Annotated in this window: 20 protein-coding genes; 10 read left to right on the top strand and 10 right to left on the bottom strand. The window is 69.3% G+C overall.

Going from position 1 to position 19636, the window contains the following annotated elements:
* The first annotated feature begins 194 nt into the window (after nucleotides 1–194).
* The 3 genes from ACXIZN_RS37845 to ACXIZN_RS37855 all read left to right on the top strand — a co-directional run bounded on the left by ACXIZN_RS37845 (nucleotide 195) and on the right by ACXIZN_RS37855 (nucleotide 2193).
* On the top strand, nucleotides 195–1010 hold the full coding sequence (locus ACXIZN_RS37845) for a TrmH family RNA methyltransferase (RefSeq protein ID WP_457959617.1): 816 nt from the start codon (nucleotides 195–197) through the stop codon (nucleotides 1008–1010).
* Between the two features lie 26 nt (nucleotides 1011–1036).
* Nucleotides 1037–1639 (top strand): DUF2537 domain-containing protein, encoded by a 603-nt coding sequence (locus ACXIZN_RS37850; RefSeq protein ID WP_126730456.1) that lies wholly within the window; start codon nucleotides 1037–1039, stop codon nucleotides 1637–1639.
* Nucleotides 1640–1827: 188 nt separating this feature from the next.
* The gene (locus ACXIZN_RS37855) at nucleotides 1828–2193 is read left to right on the top strand and encodes an MmcQ/YjbR family DNA-binding protein (protein WP_257484066.1); all 366 of its coding nucleotides are present in this window, start codon (nucleotides 1828–1830) and stop codon (nucleotides 2191–2193) included.
* A 36-nt stretch (nucleotides 2194–2229) separates the two neighbouring features.
* Here ACXIZN_RS37855 and sepH read toward each other — a convergent pair whose 3' ends face one another.
* From sepH to ACXIZN_RS37875, 4 genes are all read right to left on the bottom strand, one after another.
* Nucleotides 2230–3075 carry a septation protein SepH gene (sepH, locus tag ACXIZN_RS37860; RefSeq protein ID WP_457959618.1) on the bottom strand — a complete coding sequence of 282 codons (846 nt, stop codon included), beginning with the start codon at nucleotides 3073–3075 and terminating at the stop codon, nucleotides 2230–2232.
* A 189-nt stretch (nucleotides 3076–3264) separates the two neighbouring features.
* Entirely contained in the window at nucleotides 3265–4422 is a 1158-nt protein-coding gene (locus tag ACXIZN_RS37865; RefSeq protein ID WP_457959619.1) for an ATP-binding protein, read from the bottom strand.
* A complete protein-coding gene (locus ACXIZN_RS37870) occupies nucleotides 4419–5078 on the bottom strand; it encodes a response regulator transcription factor (RefSeq protein WP_126730462.1) in 660 nt (219 codons plus the stop codon). The genes ACXIZN_RS37865 and ACXIZN_RS37870 overlap by 4 nt, the downstream gene beginning before the upstream one ends.
* A gap of 713 nt (nucleotides 5079–5791) precedes the next feature.
* Nucleotides 5792–7594 (bottom strand): alpha-L-fucosidase, encoded by a 1803-nt coding sequence (locus tag ACXIZN_RS37875; RefSeq protein ID WP_457959620.1) that lies wholly within the window; start codon nucleotides 7592–7594, stop codon nucleotides 5792–5794.
* 230 nt (nucleotides 7595–7824) lie between these two features.
* Here ACXIZN_RS37875 and ACXIZN_RS37880 point away from each other — a divergent pair, with 230 nt between their 5' ends.
* The 5 genes from ACXIZN_RS37880 to ACXIZN_RS37900 all read left to right on the top strand — a co-directional run bounded on the left by ACXIZN_RS37880 (nucleotide 7825) and on the right by ACXIZN_RS37900 (nucleotide 12641).
* Entirely contained in the window at nucleotides 7825–8379 is a 555-nt protein-coding gene (locus tag ACXIZN_RS37880; RefSeq protein ID WP_457959621.1) for a hypothetical protein, read from the top strand.
* Complete coding sequence (locus ACXIZN_RS37885; RefSeq protein ID WP_457959622.1) at nucleotides 8376–9476, top strand: peptidoglycan-binding protein; 1101 nt, start codon at nucleotides 8376–8378, stop codon at nucleotides 9474–9476. The genes ACXIZN_RS37880 and ACXIZN_RS37885 overlap by 4 nt, the downstream gene beginning before the upstream one ends.
* Nucleotides 9473–10159 carry an ABC transporter ATP-binding protein gene (locus tag ACXIZN_RS37890; protein WP_457959623.1) on the top strand — a complete coding sequence of 229 codons (687 nt, stop codon included), beginning with the start codon at nucleotides 9473–9475 and terminating at the stop codon, nucleotides 10157–10159. The genes ACXIZN_RS37885 and ACXIZN_RS37890 overlap by 4 nt, the downstream gene beginning before the upstream one ends.
* Entirely contained in the window at nucleotides 10156–11370 is a 1215-nt protein-coding gene (locus ACXIZN_RS37895; protein WP_457959624.1) for an ABC transporter permease, read from the top strand. The genes ACXIZN_RS37890 and ACXIZN_RS37895 overlap by 4 nt, the downstream gene beginning before the upstream one ends.
* A gap of 80 nt (nucleotides 11371–11450) precedes the next feature.
* Nucleotides 11451–12641: a glycosyltransferase 87 family protein gene (locus ACXIZN_RS37900; RefSeq protein WP_457959625.1), complete on the top strand. Its 1191-nt coding sequence runs from the start codon at nucleotides 11451–11453 to the stop codon at nucleotides 12639–12641.
* A 1-nt stretch (nucleotide 12642) separates the two neighbouring features.
* Here ACXIZN_RS37900 and serC read toward each other — a convergent pair whose 3' ends face one another.
* A complete protein-coding gene (gene serC / locus ACXIZN_RS37905) occupies nucleotides 12643–13770 on the bottom strand; it encodes a phosphoserine transaminase (protein ID WP_457959626.1) in 1128 nt (375 codons plus the stop codon).
* Between the two features lie 115 nt (nucleotides 13771–13885).
* Here serC and ACXIZN_RS37910 point away from each other — a divergent pair, with 115 nt between their 5' ends.
* Complete coding sequence (locus ACXIZN_RS37910) at nucleotides 13886–14203, top strand: hypothetical protein (protein WP_034308476.1); 318 nt, start codon at nucleotides 13886–13888, stop codon at nucleotides 14201–14203.
* Nucleotides 14203–14712 carry a hypothetical protein gene (locus tag ACXIZN_RS37915; RefSeq protein ID WP_457959627.1) on the top strand — a complete coding sequence of 170 codons (510 nt, stop codon included), beginning with the start codon at nucleotides 14203–14205 and terminating at the stop codon, nucleotides 14710–14712. The genes ACXIZN_RS37910 and ACXIZN_RS37915 overlap by 1 nt, the downstream gene beginning before the upstream one ends.
* Here the strand turns inward: ACXIZN_RS37915 and ACXIZN_RS37920 are convergent.
* The 5 genes from ACXIZN_RS37920 to ACXIZN_RS37940 are packed head-to-tail and all read right to left on the bottom strand — an operon-like array spanning nucleotide 14709 to nucleotide 19486.
* Nucleotides 14709–16055: a serine hydrolase domain-containing protein gene (locus ACXIZN_RS37920; protein WP_457959628.1), complete on the bottom strand. Its 1347-nt coding sequence runs from the start codon at nucleotides 16053–16055 to the stop codon at nucleotides 14709–14711. The genes ACXIZN_RS37915 and ACXIZN_RS37920 overlap by 4 nt on opposite strands.
* A 14-nt stretch (nucleotides 16056–16069) precedes the next feature.
* Complete coding sequence (locus ACXIZN_RS37925; protein WP_457959629.1) at nucleotides 16070–16690, bottom strand: response regulator; 621 nt, start codon at nucleotides 16688–16690, stop codon at nucleotides 16070–16072.
* Nucleotides 16687–17841 (bottom strand): sensor histidine kinase, encoded by a 1155-nt coding sequence (locus ACXIZN_RS37930; RefSeq protein WP_457959630.1) that lies wholly within the window; start codon nucleotides 17839–17841, stop codon nucleotides 16687–16689. Before ACXIZN_RS37930 ends, ACXIZN_RS37925 begins: the two co-directional genes overlap by 4 nt.
* Nucleotides 17838–18650: an ABC transporter permease gene (locus ACXIZN_RS37935; protein WP_457959631.1), complete on the bottom strand. Its 813-nt coding sequence runs from the start codon at nucleotides 18648–18650 to the stop codon at nucleotides 17838–17840. Before ACXIZN_RS37935 ends, ACXIZN_RS37930 begins: the two co-directional genes overlap by 4 nt.
* The gene (locus ACXIZN_RS37940) at nucleotides 18647–19486 is read right to left on the bottom strand and encodes an ABC transporter ATP-binding protein (protein WP_457959632.1); all 840 of its coding nucleotides are present in this window, start codon (nucleotides 19484–19486) and stop codon (nucleotides 18647–18649) included. Before ACXIZN_RS37940 ends, ACXIZN_RS37935 begins: the two co-directional genes overlap by 4 nt.
* Between the last annotated feature and the right edge of the window lie 150 nt (nucleotides 19487–19636).

The raw sequence follows: 19636 nt of genomic DNA on the forward strand, positions 1-19636 counted from the left end.
CACGCTCCGCGGGATCCAGGCGGGACTGCCAGGCGGCCCAACGGTTTCACGCCTCGCAGCCGCCCGGCTAGCGGCCAAACTGGTGCTCTCTGTCACTAGGGGTTAACTGACAGCAAAATACATCCATTCGTACTACTTACCCGTGGACGATCGGACGCAAACGGCGCGCAGCGGGCGGATGACACACTCTCCTGGTGGCAGAACTGATCACCATCGACGACCGTGACGACCCGCGGCTCGACGATTTCCGCGACTTGTCCACAGCCGATCGGCGTCCCGATAGGCCGGGTGGGCGTGGCTTTGTGATCGCCGAGGGCACCGTCGTGGTCGAGCGCCTGCTCAAGTCCCGCTATCCGGTCCGTTCCCTGCTCGGGGTGGAACGGCGATTTTACGAACTGGGCGGCGAGCTGGACCGTGTCGACGTCCCCGGATATGTGACCTCGGCCGAAACGATGGCCGAGGTGGTCGGATTCCACCTGAATCGCGGCATCCTGGCCGTCGCGGACCGGCCGTCTCCGCCGCCGGCGGTCGAAGAGGTCATCGACGGCGCGCGGGTGCTCGCGGTACTCGAAGGCGTCGGTGACCACGAGAATCTCGGTTCGCTGTTCCGCAACGCGGCCGCGCTCGGCGTCGACGGGGTCCTGCTCGGCGCCGGCTGCTCGGACCCGCTGTACCGGCGCAGTGTCCGCGTCTCGATGGGGCACGTCCTGCGCGTGCCGTTCGCGACCTTCGGATCCTGGCCAGGCGACCTCGAACTGCTGCGGGAACGCGGTTTCCGCATCGCTGCCCTCACTCCTCGTGCGGATTCCGTTTCGCTGCGCCAGTTACGGGACCAGACGCCGGAGAAGGTCGCGCTGATGCTGGGCGCGGAAGGGCCGGGCCTGACCGAGGAGGCCATCGCCGCCGCCGACGTCGCGGTACGGATCCCGATGCCGGAAGGCGTCGATTCGCTGAATGTCGCCACGGCGGGCGCGATCGCGTTCTACGAGACGCGTCCACCGCTATCGTGAGCACCCGGGCGATCACGAGGAGAACCATGGAATTGCGGATCCGTGAGGGACGCGCGGTGCTGGCCGGTCCGGGCGGCGAAAGCGCGCGCGAGGTGGACCCGCATTCACTCGCGATCGGTTCGGATCTCGCGCAGGCGCTGCACGAATGGGCCCGGGTCGCCTCCGCCGTCGGCGGCTCCGGCACCGAGGCGGCTTCCGTGGTCTCGCAGCGGGGCCGCCAGCTCGCGCAGCGGGTCGCCGCCACGATGGGCACGTCGGTGCGGTTCGTCGATCCCGTCTCCGGCGACCGCGTCATCATCGACCCGCCCGCCCCCACACCCCGGAACGAACTCGCGCGCCGGCTCTTCGGCACGCCGGACCCCGCCGGGGAACCGACACCGTGGCTGACCGGGCTGACCGTCTCCGCGTTCGCCGCGGCCTTGGTCGTCGTGGCGATGCTGGCGCTGGCGAACACCCTCGCGCGCGAGACCAACGGCTGGCTCGCGCTGCTCGCGTCGGCCGTCGTGACCGCCGGGATCACGCCGTCGCTGTGGCTCGCGCGTCGGGTGCCGATCGTGCGCTGGGCAGCCTTCGGCGCGGCCGCGGGGATCGTGATCGCGTGGATCGGCGTGCTGGTCGTCGTCTTCTAGAGATCGAAACGGTGTTCGAGGTAGCCGCGGCTTTGGGCGATACCGCGGAGAGCGCCGGGATCGATCCGACATTCCATCGGTGAGACATGCGCGTACGGCGTTCCGGCGAAAACCTGGAAACGCAAACGGACAGCGCGTGCGTACCAATCCTGCATGAATCCCCCTCGGCGGCGAGGATACTGAGCTCCATGACCGGTGACCCGCTCGATTCACTCAGAAGGCTGTGTCTCGCGCTGCCGGAAGTCTCCGAGCGGCTCAGTCACGGCGAGCCGACATGGTTCGTGCGCGGTAAGAAGACGTTCGTCATGTACGCCGACCGCCATCACGACGACAAGGTCGCCTTCTGGTGCCCGGCGCCGCCGGGGGCACAGGAGGAACTCGTGGGGGCTGAGCCGGAGCGGTTCTTCCGGCCGCCGTACGTCGGGCATCGGGGGTGGCTCGGGGTGCGGCTGGACACCGACGTCGACTGGGCCGAGATCGGACAGATCGTCACCGACGCGTATTGCCTCGTGGCGCCGAAATCCCTGATCGCGCAGGTCCCCGGACGCACGTAATGGCCCCTCCACCGGAAGGGGCCATTACGTGCGGATTCAACCTCGTTGTGATCGGACGCCCAGAAGGACGTCTTCCCAGGATGGGACGATGGGGTGGTTCTTCTTCCCCTTCGCCCGTGGAGCGGGTTCGGCCACTTCCTCAGGCTCGTCAGCCGGAAGTGGTGGCTCGGCATCTTCTTCGGGCTCCGCGATCGGCGCGTCGATCACCTTCGCGACCGGCTCGCCCGGGACCGAATCGAGAGTGGGCTGGACGACGGCTTCCTTGCCCGGGTCCAGCGCCCGCACCGTGCGCGGGGCGCGGTAGGCGTTGGGGTTGAGCAGGACTTCGGCGTTTTCGTCGAGGGCTTGCACGGTGCCGCCGTGCGCGCCGGGCGCGAACGACCAGTGCGCGCGGTTGTCCGAGCGGCCCGCCTTCCAGCTCAGCACGACGACCCACTTGCCGTCGTCGCCTCGCCAGGAGTCCCAGGTCGCCTGGCTGTAGTCGTGGCCGCGCTGCCCGAAGGAATGCGCCACGACCTCGCCGAGCGTCTGGACGTCGGGGCCGTCTTCGCGGACCGGGTGCGCCCGCTGGGCCAGTTCGGCGGTGCGGGATCGTTCGAGCAGGACGGGGTACGCGAACCGCTCGACGCGCTGCACGGTGACGCCGGCGCTGCTCGCGACCTGCTCCACGGACTCACCGGCCCGGATTCGTGCCTGGATCTCGCGTGGCCGCATTTGGCTCTCCAACTCGATTTCGATCTGGCCGAGGCGGGTGATGTCACCCCTCGCCGCCGCTCGCAGCCTCTCATCCGCGGGGAGCAGGAAGCGCGTGCGGCTCGCCGGGTCTTCGCACACGATGGACTTACCGTCCTCGTGCAGCCCGACCACCCGTAGCGCTCGCATTCTCGCCTCCCCGATTCTTCACCATTGTGGGTGTCCACGTTAAAACGGCGCGTCGCCTTGACGTGTGAGGCGCGCCGATGTCATGTGTCCTGCTCACTATTTTGTTCATGACGGCAAGTGCATTCTGTCCGAGCGACGCGCCGTCCGCCGCGTGACGCGCTGGACACGCACAGTCACGATCGGGGGAATCTACGGCAGCCGCACCCGCACGACCAGTCCGCCGCCGCGGCCGCCGGGTTCCGCGCCCGCGGTCCCGCCGTGCGCCTTCGCGATGGACCGGACGATCGACAGCCCGAGCCCCGCGTTGCGGGAGTCGCCGGTGCGGTCGCCCGAGAGACGCCGGAACGGCTCGAACAAGGCGGGCACGGCGTCCAGCGGTACCTGCGGGCCGGTGTTGCGCACCACCAGCGCCGGATCGACGCCGATGTCGACGTGGACCCAGCCGCCCTGGTGGTTGTAGGTGATGGCGTTGTGCACCAGGTTCGTGACCAGCCGCTCCAGCAGCACGGGATCGCCGGACACCGTCCGCGGCCGCAGCCTCGACTCCACCGTGACACCCGCTTCCTCGGCCATGGCCGACGCCGACCGGATCACCGTCGCCGCGACCTCGTCCAGCCGGACGGGGCCGCGCGCGGCCAGGCCGCGGTCACTGCGGGCGAGGACGAGCAGGCCCTCGATCATCCGTTCGCTGCGTTCGTTGGTGTAGATCAGGTGTTCGCCGAGTTTCCGGACCTCGGGGCTCGCGTCGGGATCGGCCATCGCCACCTCGACCAGCGTGCGCTGCACCGCGAGCGGGGTCCGCAGTTCGTGGGAGGCGTTGGCGACGAAGCGTTTCTGGCTGTCGAACGACACGGCGAGCCGGTCGAGCATGCCGTCGAAGGTGTCGGCCAGTTCCTTGAGTTCGTCGTCGGGACCGTCGAGGTCGATGCGCCGGTCGAGGTTTTCGACCTCGAGTTTCCGCGCGGTGGAGGTGATCGCGTGCAACGGCCGCAACACGCGGCTCGCCATCAGCCAGCCGAGCAGTACCGCGAGCGCGCCGGCGATCGCCAGCGCCACCAGTGATTGCCACAGCAGGGTCGACAGGACGTCCGAGCGGTATTCGGTGATCGAGGTCGCGACCAGCTGGGTGGCCTGGGCGCGTTCGGCGGGGAGGATGGTCGTCGTGTCCATGGGGTACGCGCGCTGGACCGCGATCCCCGCGGCGTCGGTCGCGAACGTCGCCGTATCCGGCAGGGTCGAGCTCACCAGCAGGTAGTTGACGATGAGCAGGGCGAGCCCGACGATCAGGAACGCGCCGCCGTAGAGCGCCGTCAGCTTGGTGCGGACGGAGAGCCGGATCGGTTTCACGACCCGAACCGGTAACCGGCTCCGGGCACGGTCTCGATCAACGGCGGTTCACCGAGTTTGCGCCGCAACGTCATCATCGCCACCCGGACGGCGTTCGTGAACGGGTCGGCGTGTTCGTCCCACGCCTTCTCCAGCAGGTCTTCCGCGCTGACGACGGTCCCTTCGGCGCGCATGAGCACCTCCAGTACCGCGAACTCCTTGGGGGACAAAGGAAGGAACCGGCCGTCGCGCGACGCCTGGTGCCGGGGCAGGTCGAGGACGACGCCGCCGCGTTCCAGTACCGGCGGCAGCGCCGGCCGCGCGCGCCGCGACAGCGCCTGCACCCGCGCGACGAGTTCGGCGAACGCGAACGGTTTCGTCAGGTAGTCGTCGGCGCCGAGGCCGAGCCCGGCGACGCGGTCGTTGACGTCGGCCGCGGCCGTCAGCATGAGGACCCGCGCCTCGCCGCCGGTCCCGATCACCGCGGCACAGACCTCGTCGCCGTGCACGACGGGGAGATCACGGTCGAGCACGACGACGTCATAGCCGTGCACCCCCACCCGGTCCAGGGCCTGCGCGCCGTCGTAGCAGACGTCGACGGCCATGGAGAACCGTCGCAGGCCCTCGGCGATCGTGTCCGCCAGGAGCCGCTCGTCTTCCACCACCAGCACTCTCACCTGGCCAGTCTGCCCCGGATGGGGGTAAGCGGGGGATAAGCGCGGCTCAGCCGACCGGGTGTGGCCCGGGGGTCGCGAAAGCCACTTTCGCAACGTCCCTTCGCGCTGCGGAGTCCAGGTGAAGGGTGCCTTCCCCGCCTCGGACGAGGAGAAAGTCCCCTTCGCGACACCCGGGCCTTGCTCGGCGCTCGTCCCTGCGTGGATCCACCGACCGGGTGGCGAACGTCCCCTTTATGTCAAGGCGCGCGCCGGCCCGTGATGTCGCGAAAGCCACTTTGGGGACGCCAGATGTCCCGAAAGTGGCTTTCGCGACATCACCGGCCCCGGCCAGCACGGATCCACCGGCCGGGTGGCGTCGAAGACCGAACTCGCGTACGTGGAGCCGTAACTCGCGTACGTGGAGCCGTAACTCGCNGCGAAAGCCACTTTGGGGACGCCAGATGTCCCGAAAGTGGCTTTCGCGACATCACCGGCCCCGGCCAGCACGGATCCACCGGCCGGGTGGCGTCGAAGACCGAACTCGCGTACGTGGAGCCGTAACTCGCGTACGTGGAGCCGTAACTCGCGTGCGTGGAGCCGTAACTCACGTGATTGAAGACGTAACTCACGTGATTGAAGACGTAACTCACGTGATTGAAGACGTAACTCACGTGATTGAAGCCGTAACTGCGTGATCCGGCTCTAAACACGCGAGTTACGGCTCCAAGCACGCGCTATCCGGCCGCGCGCAGCTGTCGCGCCGGGATCACCTGCTGTGGTGTGTTCGGGCTGGACCACAGCAGCTTCATCGACGCCTCGCCGCCGCGCTCGGTGTGCTCCAGCCGGATCGCGTACGATCGCCCGGCGACCAGGTCGAGAGTCGCTTTGTCGACACTCGGGCCGTGCGGGACGGTGTTGTCGATCAGGAGTTTCCCGTCGACCCACAGCCGCACGGTGTCGTCCGAAACCGTGGTGAACGTGTACTTCCCGGTGTCGCGGGCGGTGACCTGCCCGGTCCAGCGCGAGGAGAAGGTCTCCGCCGGGATCTTCGCGTCCGGCGAGCCGGTGAACTTCCAGTTGTGGTTCACGCCCGGCTCGACCCGGCGCACCGACGGCGTCCCGGTGAAGTCCGCGTTCGGCCAGTACTCGGCGGTCAGCCCCGTCCCGCGGCCGGCGGGCGCCTGCGGCAGCGGGTCGACGCTCAGTTCGATGACGGTCGCGACGTCGTTCGTCCGGCCGCCCGACGGCGTGAGCCTCACGCTTCCGGATGTCTGCTCGACCTGTACGCGCTGACGGCTGCCGAGCACGCGCGCCTCGCGAACCTGGAAGGGCGCCAATGCGTCGAGCGTCAGCGAACCGCCAGCGGCGGGCCAGTCGAACACCGACGCGTAAAGCTTGTCACCGCGACGGCTGACGACGCCCCAAGCCGGTTCGGCGACCAGCCCCGGCGCGCCCGCCCCGTAGACGGCGGCGGACTGGCCGTTCGTTCGCAGCCACTGGCCCATCTGCTTCAGCCTGTCGATGGATTCCCGCGGCACGCGGCCGGTGCGATCGGGGCCGACGTTGAGCAGGAAGTTCCCGCTCCGGCCGGCGATCGAAAGCAGCTTCCTGGTCAGATCCGCCGAGGATTTCCAGTTGTGGTCCCAATCGGTGTAGCCCCAGCTGCCGTTGAGGGTCATGCACGACTCCCACAGCTGCCCGTCGACCGGCTTGTCCGGGATCTCCTGTTCGGGTGTGCCCGTGTCGCCGTCGACCACCCGCCGTTTGCCGACGCGGTTGTTGACCACAATGGACGGATCGAGGCTGCGAACGTAAGCCTCCAGTTCCTCGCCGTCCCTTTCCGTCCACGGGTTGTTGGGCCGGTCGGTGCTCCATTCGCCGTCGAACCACAGCACCGCCGGGCGGTAGTTGTCGACGAGTTCCTTGAGCTGGGCGTACATCCGCCCCTTGTACTTCGGGAACGTCGCCGGGTCGGGGAAGTCCGGGTCGTGCCAATCCCAGATCGAGTAGTAAAAGCCGAGTTTGACGTCGCGCGCGGCCGTCGCGCGTTTCAGTTCGGCGAGGATGTCGCGCTTCTTGTCGAACGAAGAGTGGTCGCGGAGGTTGAACTTGTTGACCTTCGTCGGCCACATCGCGTAGCCCTCGTGGTGTTTCGACGTGATCACCACGTACTTCTGTCCCGCGTCCTTCGCCGACTGCGCGATGGCGTTCGCGTCGAAACCGGCCGGGTCGAACTTCGCGGCGATCTGCTCGTATTCGGCTCGCGGGATCTGGCAGTTCCGCTGGATCCACTCGGCGTCCTGGCAAACGCTTCCGTCGGGGCGGGTGTACTTCCCCTGCAGCTGGGAGTACGCGCCGAAGTGGATGAACTGGCCGAACCGGTCGTCGCGCCACCAGCGCGTCCGCTCGGCGGTGAACGGGTCGTCGTAGGCGTGGTCGGACGGGAGTGGCGCGGCTTCCGCGGCGGGCGCGACGCCCAGTGCGGTGGTCGCGATGACGAGGGCCGCCAGGGCCCGGAGTGGCTTGCGGCGATTCATGCACTCCTCCTCGCTGAGGTGTGGACGCCGGGGACTCTAAGAGGCAAAAGGTCGGATGTGAACCTCCGAACGGCGACCTGAGTGCCTAGTTCACCCAGAAAGACGGTGGATAGATCTGACCTCTGTACCGCTGATCGGGACGGTAAACGCGGCATAAGCAACATCGCTTACCGCCCCGGAATCGCTCGCTCCGTAGAAATCGGGGCGCCAAGACGACCGAAGGAGCAGCGATGCGGAAACGACCGATGGCGGCACTGATCGCCGGTGCGGTCCTCGCGCTGGTGGCCGGTTGCGGCGGTGGCGGGGACGGCGGCGACAAGGTCGCCTCGATCTCTTCCCCGCCGTCCGCCGGCGCCGCCGGTGACGGGAAGCAGGCCGACAACGTGTCCGACGAGGACAAGATGCGTAACTACCGGAAATGCATGCGCGAGCACGGGATCGAGATGCCCGAGCCCAAGCCCGACGGCAGCGGGCAGGACACCGTCACCTTCGACGCGCGCGACATGCCGGACGAGAAAAAGATGAACGCAGCGAGCGACGCATGCCGCAGGCTGCTGCCGAACGGCGGCGAGATCAAACCGCCCACGCCCGAAGAGCTCGACAAGATGCGCAAGGAAGCGAAGTGCATGCGCGAGCACGGCATCGACTTCCCGGATCCCGAGCCCGGGGGCAAGGGTGGCGCCGCCATCGCGCTGGGCGACGCGAACGGTGATCCCAAGAAGTTCGAAGAAGCGGCGAAGGCCTGTGGCCTCGGCATGACCATGAGGGCGGCCCCGGCGAAATGAGCGGACACGAAGGACCCGGCGGCGCACGGCGTTCGCGCCGGGCACGCTGGTTCGTCATCGCGGCGGTCCTCGTCGTCGTGGCCGGGACGATGTCCGTGGTCGTGCTGACCAGGGTCACGTCGGAGGCCCAGCAGGTCGGGCAGGCGCCACCGCCGGTCGAGACCGCGGAGGTCGAGAAGACCGACCTGCAGGAGGAAGAGGAAGCGAACGGGACACTGGGCTACGGCGAGGAAAGCTCCCTCGCCGGCCGGAAACAGGGCACCATCACCTCCTTGCCGGACGCGGGCGCGGTGCTGACCCGGGGCAAGACCGTGTACGGCGTCGACGCCAAGCCGGTGCCGTTGTTCTACGGCACGCTGCCGTTCTTCCGTGACCTCGCGGACGGGGCCGCGGACGGCCCGGACGTCAAGCAGCTGGAAGAGAACCTGAAGGCGCTCGGGTTCGGCGGTTTCGGCACACCCGACAAGAAGTTCACCTCCGCCACCGCCGCCGCGCTCAAGAAATGGCAGAAGTCGCTGGGCCTGGAGCAGACCGGCGCCTTCGGCCAGGGCGACGTCGTCCTCGCGCCGGGTGAGATCCGGGTTTCGCAGCTCGCCGCGCAGCTCGGCGGCCCCGGCGGTGGTGAACTGCTGAAGTACACCGGCACCGAGCGTCTCGTCGAGGTCAAGCTCGACGCCGCCAAGCAGGCCATCGCCAAGGCGGGGGACAAGGTCGGCGTCGACATCACCGGCGGCAAGTCCACGACCGGCGCGATCGCCGACGTCGGCAAGGTCGCGGAGAACGGCAAGGACGGCGCCGGGCAGGACGACGGCAAGCCGAAGATCAAGGTGAAGATCAAGCTGGACGATCCGGCCGCGGCGGGTTCGCTCGATTCGACACCGGTGTCGGTGCGCTTCACCAAGGAAGTCCACAGTGGAGTATTGGCGGTCCCGGTCGGGGCGTTGCTCGCGCTCGCTGAGGGCGGATACGCCGTCGAGGTCGACGAAGGCGGCAAACGCCGCCTCATCGCGGTGAAGACCGGCCTGTTCTCCGGCGGTCGCGTCGAAGTCACCGGCACCGGCCTCACCGCCGGGATGCGGGTGGTGACGACGTCATGACCCCGGTGCTGGCCGTGCGCAACGCCTCGCGCACCTATCTCGGCGGCGTGCGCGCCTTGCACGAAGTGACTTTGTCCATTGAGGACAGAGAGATGGTCGCCATCCTCGGGCCTTCCGGTTCCGGTAAGTCGACGCTGCTGCAGCTCATGGGCACGCTCGACCGGCCGACCAGCGGAGTCATCGAACTGCGCGGGCACGACGTGGCGAAACTGCCCGATCGCAAGCTGTCGGCGTTGCGGTCGCGCTGGATCGGGTTCGTGTTCCAGCAGTTCTTCCTCAGCGAGGGGGTGAGCGCGGTCGACAACGTCGCGACTGGGCTGCTGTACGCGGGGGTGCCGCGGCGGAAACGGCGTGAGCGGGCGCTGGCCGCGCTCGACCGGGTGGGTCTCGCGCATCGCGCGGCCCATTTCCCGAACGAGCTCTCCGGCGGGGAACGGCAGCGGGTGGCGATCGCGCGGGCGGTCGTCAACTCGCCGTCGATCCTGCTGGCCGACGAGCCGACCGGGAACCTCGACACGGGCAACGGCGCGGCGATCCTCAACCTGCTGGCCACGTTGAGCTCGCAGGGGACGACGGTCGTGATCATCACGCACGACCGGGAGATCGCGGCGGGCATCCCCCGGCGGATCGAGCTGCGGGACGGCCGGATCCGGCTCGACACCGGGACGGGGGTGCTGGTGTGAGCGCCTCTGTCCTCGGCAAGACGCCGGATCCGGCCCGGCTCGGCCCGCGTGACGTGCTGAGCCTCGGCGCGCACGGGATGCGGACACGGCCGATGCGGGCGGTGCTGTCCGCGCTCGGCATCGGGATCGGGATCGCCGCGATGGTGGCTGTGCTCGCGATCCCGGCGTCGGGCGCGAAGGCGTTGCAGGACCAGCTGGCCGCGCTCGGCACCAACCTGCTCACCGCGGGGCCGGGCAAGACGATGTTCGGCGACGACGCGACCCTGCCGGACAGCGCGGTGCCGATGGCGAAGCGGATCGCGCCGGTGACGGCGGCGTCCGCGACCGGCACCACGGGCGCGACGGTGCGGCGCACGGACAAGATCGACAAGGACGAGACGTCCGGCCTCGGCGTCTACGCGGCGACGCCGGAACTCCTCGACGTCATCGGCGGCGCCGTCCGTGACGGGCAGTTCCTCCGTGACGCCACTCGCGACTATCCGGTCGTCGTGCTGGGTTCGGTCGCGGCCGCGCGGCTCGGGATCGACCACATCGACCCGGCCAAGCCGCCGCAGGTGTACGTCGACGGGAAGTGGTTCACCGTGGGAGGGATCCTCGGGCCGACACCGCTCGCGCCCGAGATCGAGCGTTCGGTGCTGGTCGGCTGGGACGCGGCCAAGCGGCTCCTCGGCTTCAAGGGGCATCCGACCACCGTGTACGTGCGGGCGAAGGACTCGCAGGTCGAGAACGTGCGGTCGGTACTCGCGCAGACGATGAACCCGGAGGCGCCGAACGAGGTCGAGGTCCGCCGTCCGTCGGAGGCGCTGGAGGCGCAGAAGCTGACGGAGAACACCTACAGTGCGCTGTTCCTCGGGCTGGGCGGCGTGGCGCTGCTGGTCGGCGGTGTCGGGGTAGCGAACACGATGGTGATCTCGGTGCTGGAGCGGCGCCGGGAGATCGGCCTCCGTCGCGCGCTCGGCGCGACGAAACGGCAGGTGAGAGGCCAGTTCCTGGCCGAGTCGGTGCTGTTGTCCGGGCTCGGCGGGATCGCCGGAGTCCTGGTCGGGGTGCTGGTGACGTCGGGGTACGCGTTGAGCCAGGGGTGGCCGGCCGTGCTCCCGGTCGGCGCCCTGCTCGGCGGGGTCGGGATCTCGGCGCTGGTCGGTGCCGTCGCCGGCGCCTATCCGGCGATGCGCGCGGCGCGGCTCCCGCCCACCCAGGCCCTCGCCTAGCTCGCGTTCCGTCCTCTGGATGCGGTGGTCCACCGCATCCAGAGGACTGGACGCGGAGTAGCGGTGGGTAATCTCGCCGGGTGCTGGTGGGATTGTCGGGGCGGAAACTCGCGGGGGCGTTGATCGCGCTCGAAGTCGTCGTGGTCGGCGTGCTCTTCACCCTCAAGGTGTTCGACGGCCAGGACCTCGAGGTCTACATCGGCGGCGCGCGGCTGCTTCTCGACTCGGGTGACCCGTACGGCGCGTGGGTGCAGACGCACGGCGGCTGGCTGCCCTTCACCTACACGCCGTTCGCGGCCGCGGTCTTCCTGCCCGGCACGCTCCTGTCCGCCGCGCTGGCCACGAGACTGGTCGGGCTCGCGTCGATCATCGCGGGCGGCATCGTCGTCTACCTCTTCGTCGCGACGCTCAACGGCTCGCTCACCGATCGCGCGAACGTACGTGGCCGCGCCATCGCCGTCCTGGCGGCGATCGGGGCACAGGCCGTCGGCGGGATCATGGAGCCGGTCCGCTCGACGCTCGGCTTCGGCCAGGTGAACACCCTGCTGATGCTGCTGGTCGTCCTCGACGCGCTGCTCCCGGGCCGCGCTCGCACGAAGGGACTGCTGATCGGCGTCGCCGCGGCGATCAAGCTGACCCCGGCCTTCTTCATCCTGTTCTTCTTGTTCCGCAAGGACTTCCGCTCCGCGGCCCGGGTCGTGGCCGGTTTCCTCGGCGCGGGCGCGCTGATGTTCCTTGCCGCGCCGGACGCGTCCGCGAAATTCTGGACGAACATCCTCTTCGACACCGGCCGGATCGGCGATCGCGGTTACGTCGGCAACCAGTCGCTGCGCGGGATGCTCGCGCGGTTCGGGCTCGGCTCGGCGGAAGACGTCGTCTGGGTACTGGCGTCGATCGCCGTGGTCGCGCTGACCGCGTTCGTCATCGTGCGCGTCGCGGAGCCGGTGTTCGCGCTGACCGCGTGCGCGATCGGCGGGCTGCTGGTGTCGCCGGTGTCCTGGACGCACCACTGGATCTGGTGCGTGCCGATCCTCGCGCTGCTCATCTGGGCGCGCTCGGTCGTTTCGTACGCGCTCGCGGCCGTGACGGTGGCGCTGTTCGTGATCGCGCCGATGTGGCTCGCGCCGCGGCCCGCCGGGAGCTTCGGCTGGTGGCTCGCGACGGAGTCCTACGTGCTGTACGGCCTCTTGCTGCTCGCGCTGGCCGCCAAGTACGTGAAGGCCCCCTTCCCTACTCTCAAGGTAGGGAAGGGGGCCTTCACGGAAAGCTAGCTCAGCCCAGGCGCTCGACGACGTACTCGATGCTCTGGGTCAGCTTCGTGATGTCGTCCGGGTCGATGGCCGGGAACAGGCCGACGCGCAGCTGGTTGCGGCCGAGCTTCCGGTACGGCTCGGTGTCGACGATCCCGTTGGCGCGCAGCACCTTCGCCACCGCGGCGGCGTCCACCTCGTCGGCGAAGTCGATGGTGCCGACGACCTGCGAACGCAGCGACGGGTCGCTGACGAACGGCGTCGTGTAGCTGGTCTTCTCGGCCCATTCGTACAGCCGGGTCGACGAGTCGCGGGTGCGCGAGGTCGTCCACTCCAGGCCACCGTTCGAGTTCATCCACTCGATCTGGTCGGCCAGCAGGAACAGCGTCGACACCGCCGGGGTGTTGTACGTCTGGTCCTTGCGGGAGTTGTCGAGCGCCGTGGTCAGCGACAGGAACTCGGGGATCCAGCGGTCGCTCGCGCCGATCTCGCCGATGCGCTCGACCGCGGCGGGCGAGGCCAGCGCGATCCAGAGGCCACCGTCGGAGGCGAAGGACTTCTGGGGCGCGAAGTAGTAGACGTCGAAGTCCTCGGCCTTGACCGGCAGACCGCCCGCGCCGGAGGTGGCGTCGATGGCGACGAGGGCGCCTTCGCTTCCTTCGGGGCGGCGCACCGGCACCGCGACACCGGTCGAGGTCTCGTTGTGCGCCCAGCCGACCAGGTCGGCGCCGGCCTCGTAGGCGATCTCGGGAGCGCTGCCCGGGTCGGCCTTGACGACGATCGGGTCGGCGAGGAAGGGGGCACCCTTGGTCACCGTGGCGAACTTCGAGGAGAACTCGCCGTAGGTGAAGTGCTGCGCACGTTCCCGCACGAGCCCGAAGGCGGCGGCGTCCCAGAATGCGGTCGTCCCGCCGTTGCCGAGGATCACTTCGTAGCCGTCGGGCAGGGAGAACAATTCGGACAGACCCGCACGCACGCGGCCGACGAGGGACTTCACCGGCTTCTGACGGTGCGAGGTGCCGAGGTAGGTGGCACCGGATTTCGCCAGGTTGGCGAGCTGCTCGTCACGGACCTTGGACGGTCCGCAGCCGAAGCGGCCATCGGCAGGCTTCAGGTCCGCGGGGAGGGTCAACTCAGGTGCGTCGGTCATGTGCCCAGTCTCTCAGGTCGGGATGCCCCTGCTGACAATCGGTGCCGCGTGTCCGGAATATGGGATCGGCGGACCGGCTCCCGCCGCTGCCGACCGCCGGGTAGCTTCTCGCCTCATGGCGACAGTGCACGAACGATTCCCCGTGCCCCCCGAGGCGTTGTGGCAGGCCCTCCCGAACGGGGTCGACGCGGTCAAGGGCCAGGCCCCCTACTACGACGCCGCGGCCGGGTACGTCACCTTCTCGACCAAGCTCGGCTTCTTCAGCTACGGGCAGACGGTCACCGTGAAGGTGGAGCGGACGACGGAGGGCTCCGGCCTGGCGATCCAGACGAGCTTGAAGTTCGGCTTCGTCGACTGGGGCGAGGGCAAGCGCATCGCCCGCAAGTTCATCGCGGCCGTCGGCGCGGCGGTCGGGCACACCCCGGCGGCCTGATGCCCGATCCGTGGAGACCCAGATGGGGTTTCCTGCTCCTGTACTTCCTCGGGCTCGGCGGGCACTGGATCTTCCGCGACTGGGACGACACCGCCACCATCGGCGCGATCGTCGGTTTCGTGGGCGCGCTCGTGCTCGTGTTCGTCCCCGGCCTGCCGTCCTGGATGCACGGAGACCTCCCCGGGGAGAGATCCTCGCCGAGGATCCGCCAGTGGTGGACGGCGCTGCGGTACACGATCCGCCGTCGTGAACGTGTCCTCGACGTCGTGCTCGGACCCTGGGCGCTGTCCACCGCCACGCTGGACCCGGACACCGGAACCGCGCGCGGATGGGCCGTCCTCGACGGCGACCCGGCGAAGTTCGTCATCGAGGACTGCCCGGACGAACTCGCCGAGTCGCTGCGCGGCCCGCGCCGGATGTGGGTCGTCGGTGACGCCCGCTACGGCGATGTCCTGGTGTGCGCCGACGGCGGCCGCGAGTTCACGACCGCCGCCATCCGCTTCCGTTAGCGCCAGCCCTCGGGGTCGACGCCGCCCGGGATGGGCGCGGCCGGGTCGAACGGGGTCCGCGAGAAGATGAACGTCGCGAGGTCGAGGTGGTTCGGCTTCCCCGCCGAGTCCCGCCCGACCCGCAGCGTTTCGCCCGCGTAGTAGGCGTCGAGGCCGACCCAGGTGTCTTCGCCCACCGGCGCGAACCGCGACGCGCGGCCGGGGCCGTCGGTCGGCGCGAGGGAGAACAGGCCGCCGGGGAGCAACCGCAGGTGGTACGGCGTCGGGCCCCAGTGCCACAGCCCAGTCAGCTCCAGCAGCTTCGGGTCCACTGTGGACGGTTGCCATTCGGCGGGCATGGCGGGCTCGTGCTGTTCGGTCAGCTTCATCAGGTCGAGGCACAGCTGCGTGATGCCGACGCCCGCCGTCGAGTTCGTCAGCACCAGCGCGCCGATGCCGGCGTTCGCGTCGACCAGCGAGCAGGCGAGGAAGCCCGGCATCGACCCGGTGTGCCCGGCCAGCCGCCTGCCCTCCGTGCGGACCAGCATGACGCCGAGGCCGAATCCGGTGGTCCAGGCGTCGCCGTCGTCCACGGTGACCATCTCGCGCATCTCCGCGACGGTCTGCTCGCTCAGCACGCCGCCGGTGTGCCCGCCGAGGAAGGCCGTCCAGCGGGCGAGGTCGGTGGCCGTCGACCACAGCTGCCCGGCGGGCGCCATCGCGCCCGCGTCCGGAGACGGCTCCGGCATGAGGAGATCGGCGAAGGGATGCACCGCGAATCCGCTCGCGTGCGCGCCTTCGGGGTGCGGCGAGGTGCGGGTCATGCCGAGCGGGCCGAGGATCTCGGCGCGGACGACGTCGAGCCACGACTGCCCGCGGAGCCGGGCGACCAGCTCGCCGAGCACGCCGTAGCCGACGTTGCTGTAGTGGAACCTGCTGCCCGGCCGCAGCCGCGTCGCACCGTCCTTGAGGCTCTCGACCAGCGCGTTCCAGTCGGCGCCGACCGTGCGCTCCCACCAGGAGCCGGGCGATTCCGCGGTCAGGCCCGAGGTGTGCGACAGCAGCTGCGCGATGGTGGCCGAGCCGAACGCGGTGCCCGGCAGGTGCCGCTCCAGCGGGTCGTTGAGGTCGAGCTTGCCTTCGTCGCGCAGCCGCATGACGGCCGTCGCGACGAGTGTCTTGGTGATCGAGCCGAGCCGGTACTGCGTGTCGGCGCCGGGTGTCTCGCCGTCGACGCGTCCACGCCCTCCTGACCAGGCGAGTTCCCCGTCGCGGACGACGGCGGCGACGATGGACGGGGCGCGGCACGAGGATTGCTCGTGCGCGAGGCGGCGAAGCAGCGCCAATTCGGTCGAGGCAAGCATGGGACGCATTCTGCCTACCCGAGCAGGCCCAGTCGCATAGCGGTGGTCACGGCGGCCGTGCGGTCCGAAACGTCCAGTTTGCCGAACACGCGCAGCAGGTGGGTCTTGACCGTCGCCTCGCTGATGTGGAGCGTCCGGCCGATCTCGGCGTTCGTGCTTCCCCGCGCCACCAGCCGGAGCACTTCGATCTCCCGCGCTGACAACGGTGACGTCGTCGGGTTGCGCACGCGGTTCACCAGCTTCCCGGCGACCGAAGGCGCCAAGACCGTCTCGCCGCGCGACGCGGCACGAATCGCACCGGCCAGCTCCGCGCGCGAAGCGTCCTTCAGCAGGTACCCGGAGGCGCCGGCTTCGACCGCGCGCAGGATGTCCGCGTCCGTCTCGTAGGTGGTGAGCACGACGACTCGCTGGCCCGGCCGGTCGGCGAGGATCTTCCGCGTCGCGCCGACGCCGTCGAGACCGGGCATCCGCAGATCCATCAGGATCACGTCCGGCTGCTTGACCCGGCTCAGCGCGACGGCCTCGTCGCCGGAACCCGCTTCCCCGACGACGCTCAGATCCGGCTCGGCCTCCAGCATGCCGCGCAGACCTTCCCGCACCACGGGGTGATCGTCGACCAGCATGATCGTGATCACGCGGGTACCTCCAGTTCCAGCGTCGTCCCCGCACCGGGTTCGCTTTTCAGTGTCACGATGCCACCGACCTGATCGGTGCGCGCCCGCATCCCCGCCAGGCCGAAGCCGCCGGTGGGCGCCGCGGGGTCGAATCCTGTGCCGTCGTCGGTCACGGCGAGCCGGACCCGTCCATCCATAGTGGACAGACGGAGTGCGGCAGAGGTGGCGCGGGAGTGCTTGCGGATGTTGCTCAAGGCCTCCTGTGCGCCTCGCAACAGGACGACCTCGGTGGCCATCGGGAGCGCGGGCAGCGGGCCGTCGACGTCGATCGACGTCTCGATACCGGTCTCCTCGGTCAGCCGTTCCACCTGACGGCGCAACGCTTCCTCCAGTGAAGTGGCGGCCAGCGCCGACGGCCCCTGAGCCGCGACGATCGCCCGCGCCTCCGCCAGGTTCTCCCGCGCCGTCCGGGCCGCGAGCTCCAGATGACGGCGGGCGGCCTTCGGATCGGTGTCCATTTCGGACTCGATCGCCTGGGTCAGGGTCACGATGCTGGTGAAGCCCTGCGCGAGCGTGTCGTGGATCTCGCGGGCCATGCGCTCGCGTTCGGCGGCCGTCCCCGCCTCCCGCGAGAGCCGGGAAACCTCCGCCTGGCTGGCTTTCAGCTGTTCGATCAGCGCCGCCCTGCTCTTGCTCTGCTGGATGATCTGGGTGGTGTAGCGGCCGGCGAGGAGGCTGAAGATGATCAGGATCGCCGTCATCGGCAGCAGGACCGGCTGCTCGTCGAGCCCGCCCCGGACGAGCAGGGACGCGGGACTCGACAGCACCGCCGCCGTGGTGAGGATCGAGGCGGCCTTCGTCGGCATCGTCATGTACAGCACCGGGCACACCAGGAAGAGGATGAAGCTCGAGTTGCCGGCGGCGAAGACGGCGCCCAGCGTGAAGAGCATCATCGTCGCGGCGAACAACCATGGCGTGTGGTCGTAGTCCGGGCCTTTGATGAGGCGGCGTCCCCGGACCAGGTAGGTCACGCCGAGCCCGGCCAGGCACAGGAGCGCGACCGTTTTGCCCGTGGTCGCCCCGCCGTCGAGCAGTACCAAGACCGTCGTCGCGACGAAGGTGACCCCGAACAGGACTTCCCAGAGCCAGTAGAACCGCTCCCAGGCGTTCACCTGCCCTCGTTCGACCAGCGGAACGTCAGCTTCGCCAGCAGCAGCCCCGCGGCGCACCACGCCGTCAGCACCAGTGCCACCATCGGAAGTTCCCATGTCCCCGCCATCTCCTGTGTCGCGGCCTCGGCCGGCAGGAACACCGAGCGGAAGCCCTGGCAGATCCACTTCACCGGGAAGAACGAAGCGATGTCGACCATAACCTTCGGCAGAGCGGTGATCGGCGTGACGAACACCCCGGAGATGAACTGCAGCGCGAGGTAGATCAGGTTGGTCACCGCGACCGCGCCGCTGACCGTCCGGGTGACCGAGCCGAGCGCGATCCCCAGCAGCGTGCAGCTGGTGATGCCCAGGAGGAAGACCCACAGCGCGGTCAGCAGTTTCGCCGGATCGGTGGGCGGTTCCAGATCGAACAGCAGGCTGCCCACGATCGACATCAGCACCACCTGCGCGATGCTGGTGAAGCCGACCAGGATGATCTTGCCGACGAAGTAGGACGCCGCGGGCATCGGCGTGCCGCGCAGCCGTTTCAGCGCCCCGAGCTCGCGATCGGACGCGAGGTTGATCCCGATGCTGGTGAAGGACGTCGAGACGATGCCGGAGCCGATCATGCCCGCGGCCAGCACCTGACCGGTGGTGATCGCCATACCGGGCATCGAGGAGTTCAGCATCGAGCCGAGCAGGATCATCAGCAGTGACGGGAAGGCGAAGGTGAAGATCACCTGCTCCCGGATGCGGAAGAACTGCTTGATCTCCGCGGCGCCCCGGACCAGACCGAGCGAGAAGGTGCCCGGGAGGGTCAGCGTGCTCATCGGGCTTCTCCGATCAGGTCAAGGTAGGTGTCTTCGAGCGTGGGGCGGTGGACGGTCAGCTCCGACGGCTCGCGGCCGTCGGCGGAGAGCTCGCGGATCAGCTTGGCCGGGAAGTGGGTGCGCTCCTGGTGTCCGCCACGCTCGTCGGTCCAGCGGACGGTGGCCTCCGCGGTCGCCCGGCCGCCGAGCGTCTGCGGCGTCCCTTCGGCGACGATCTCCCCGCGCGTGATGACCGCGACGCGGTCGGCCAGCGCCTCGGCCTCGTCGAGATAGTGGGTGGTGAGCAGGATCGTGGTGCCCTCGCGGGCGAGACTCCTGATCAGCTCCCAGAACTGGCGCCGGGCCGCCGGATCGAAGCCGGTCGTGGGCTCGTCGAGGAACACGAGTTCAGGCCGCCCGATGATGCCGAGCGCGACGTCCACACGACGTCGTTGGCCGCCGGAAAGGCTTTTGACGCGGGCGCCCGCCTTCTCGGTCAGGCCGACCTGCTCGATCACCTCTTCGGTGTCGCGGGGATCCGGGTAGTAGCGGGCGAAATGCCGGACCGTCTCGGCGACGGTGAGCTCGGCGGCGTCGTTGGCCGTCTGCAACACGATCCCGAGCTTCGCCCGCCAGGCGCGCCCGGCGGTGCCGGGATCCTCGCCCAACACGTCGACCTCGCCGTCGGTCCGTTTGCGGTGACCCTCCAGGATCTCGACCGTCGTCGTCTTGCCCGCCCCGTTGGGGCCGAGCAGCGCGAACACCTCGCCCGGCTCGATGTCGAGATCGATCCCCCCGACGGCCGTGTGGCCCGGGTACTCCTTGCGCAGGCCGCGCACTCTCACTGCCGTTTTCATACCTCGATCGTGCTCCGGTGGTTCGCCGCTCCGGGACGTCCGCTGGACTGAACCCGGCTGTCAACCGATCGATGGACACCCGTGTCGCCCCCTCCCGCATTTAGTCCTCTGGATGCGGTCCTTGCGCGTGCAACTACCGCATCCAGAGGA

It is taken from the genome of Amycolatopsis sp. TRM77291 (assembly GCF_054166285.1).

Excerpts from the sequence above, each read along its gene's own strand:
- ACXIZN_RS37850 (WP_126730456.1), top strand. The coding sequence starts at position 1,037 with ATGGAATTGCGGATCCGTGAGGGACGCGCGGTGCTGGCCGGTCCGGGC.
- ACXIZN_RS37855 (WP_257484066.1), top strand. The coding sequence starts at position 1,828 with ATGACCGGTGACCCGCTCGATTCACTCAGAAGGCTGTGTCTCGCGCTG.
- sepH (WP_457959618.1), bottom strand. The coding sequence starts at position 3,075 with ATGCGAGCGCTACGGGTGGTCGGGCTGCACGAGGACGGTAAGTCCATC.
- ACXIZN_RS37875 (WP_457959620.1), bottom strand. The coding sequence starts at position 7,594 with ATGAATCGCCGCAAGCCACTCCGGGCCCTGGCGGCCCTCGTCATCGCG.
- ACXIZN_RS37880 (WP_457959621.1), top strand. The coding sequence starts at position 7,825 with ATGCGGAAACGACCGATGGCGGCACTGATCGCCGGTGCGGTCCTCGCG.
- ACXIZN_RS37885 (WP_457959622.1), top strand. The coding sequence starts at position 8,376 with ATGAGCGGACACGAAGGACCCGGCGGCGCACGGCGTTCGCGCCGGGCA.
- ACXIZN_RS37890 (WP_457959623.1), top strand. The coding sequence starts at position 9,473 with ATGACCCCGGTGCTGGCCGTGCGCAACGCCTCGCGCACCTATCTCGGC.
- serC (WP_457959626.1), bottom strand. The coding sequence starts at position 13,770 with ATGACCGACGCACCTGAGTTGACCCTCCCCGCGGACCTGAAGCCTGCC.
- ACXIZN_RS37910 (WP_034308476.1), top strand. The coding sequence starts at position 13,886 with ATGGCGACAGTGCACGAACGATTCCCCGTGCCCCCCGAGGCGTTGTGG.
- ACXIZN_RS37915 (WP_457959627.1), top strand. The coding sequence starts at position 14,203 with ATGCCCGATCCGTGGAGACCCAGATGGGGTTTCCTGCTCCTGTACTTC.
- ACXIZN_RS37920 (WP_457959628.1), bottom strand. The coding sequence starts at position 16,055 with ATGCTTGCCTCGACCGAATTGGCGCTGCTTCGCCGCCTCGCGCACGAG.
- ACXIZN_RS37935 (WP_457959631.1), bottom strand. The coding sequence starts at position 18,650 with ATGAGCACGCTGACCCTCCCGGGCACCTTCTCGCTCGGTCTGGTCCGG.
- ACXIZN_RS37940 (WP_457959632.1), bottom strand. The coding sequence starts at position 19,486 with ATGAAAACGGCAGTGAGAGTGCGCGGCCTGCGCAAGGAGTACCCGGGC.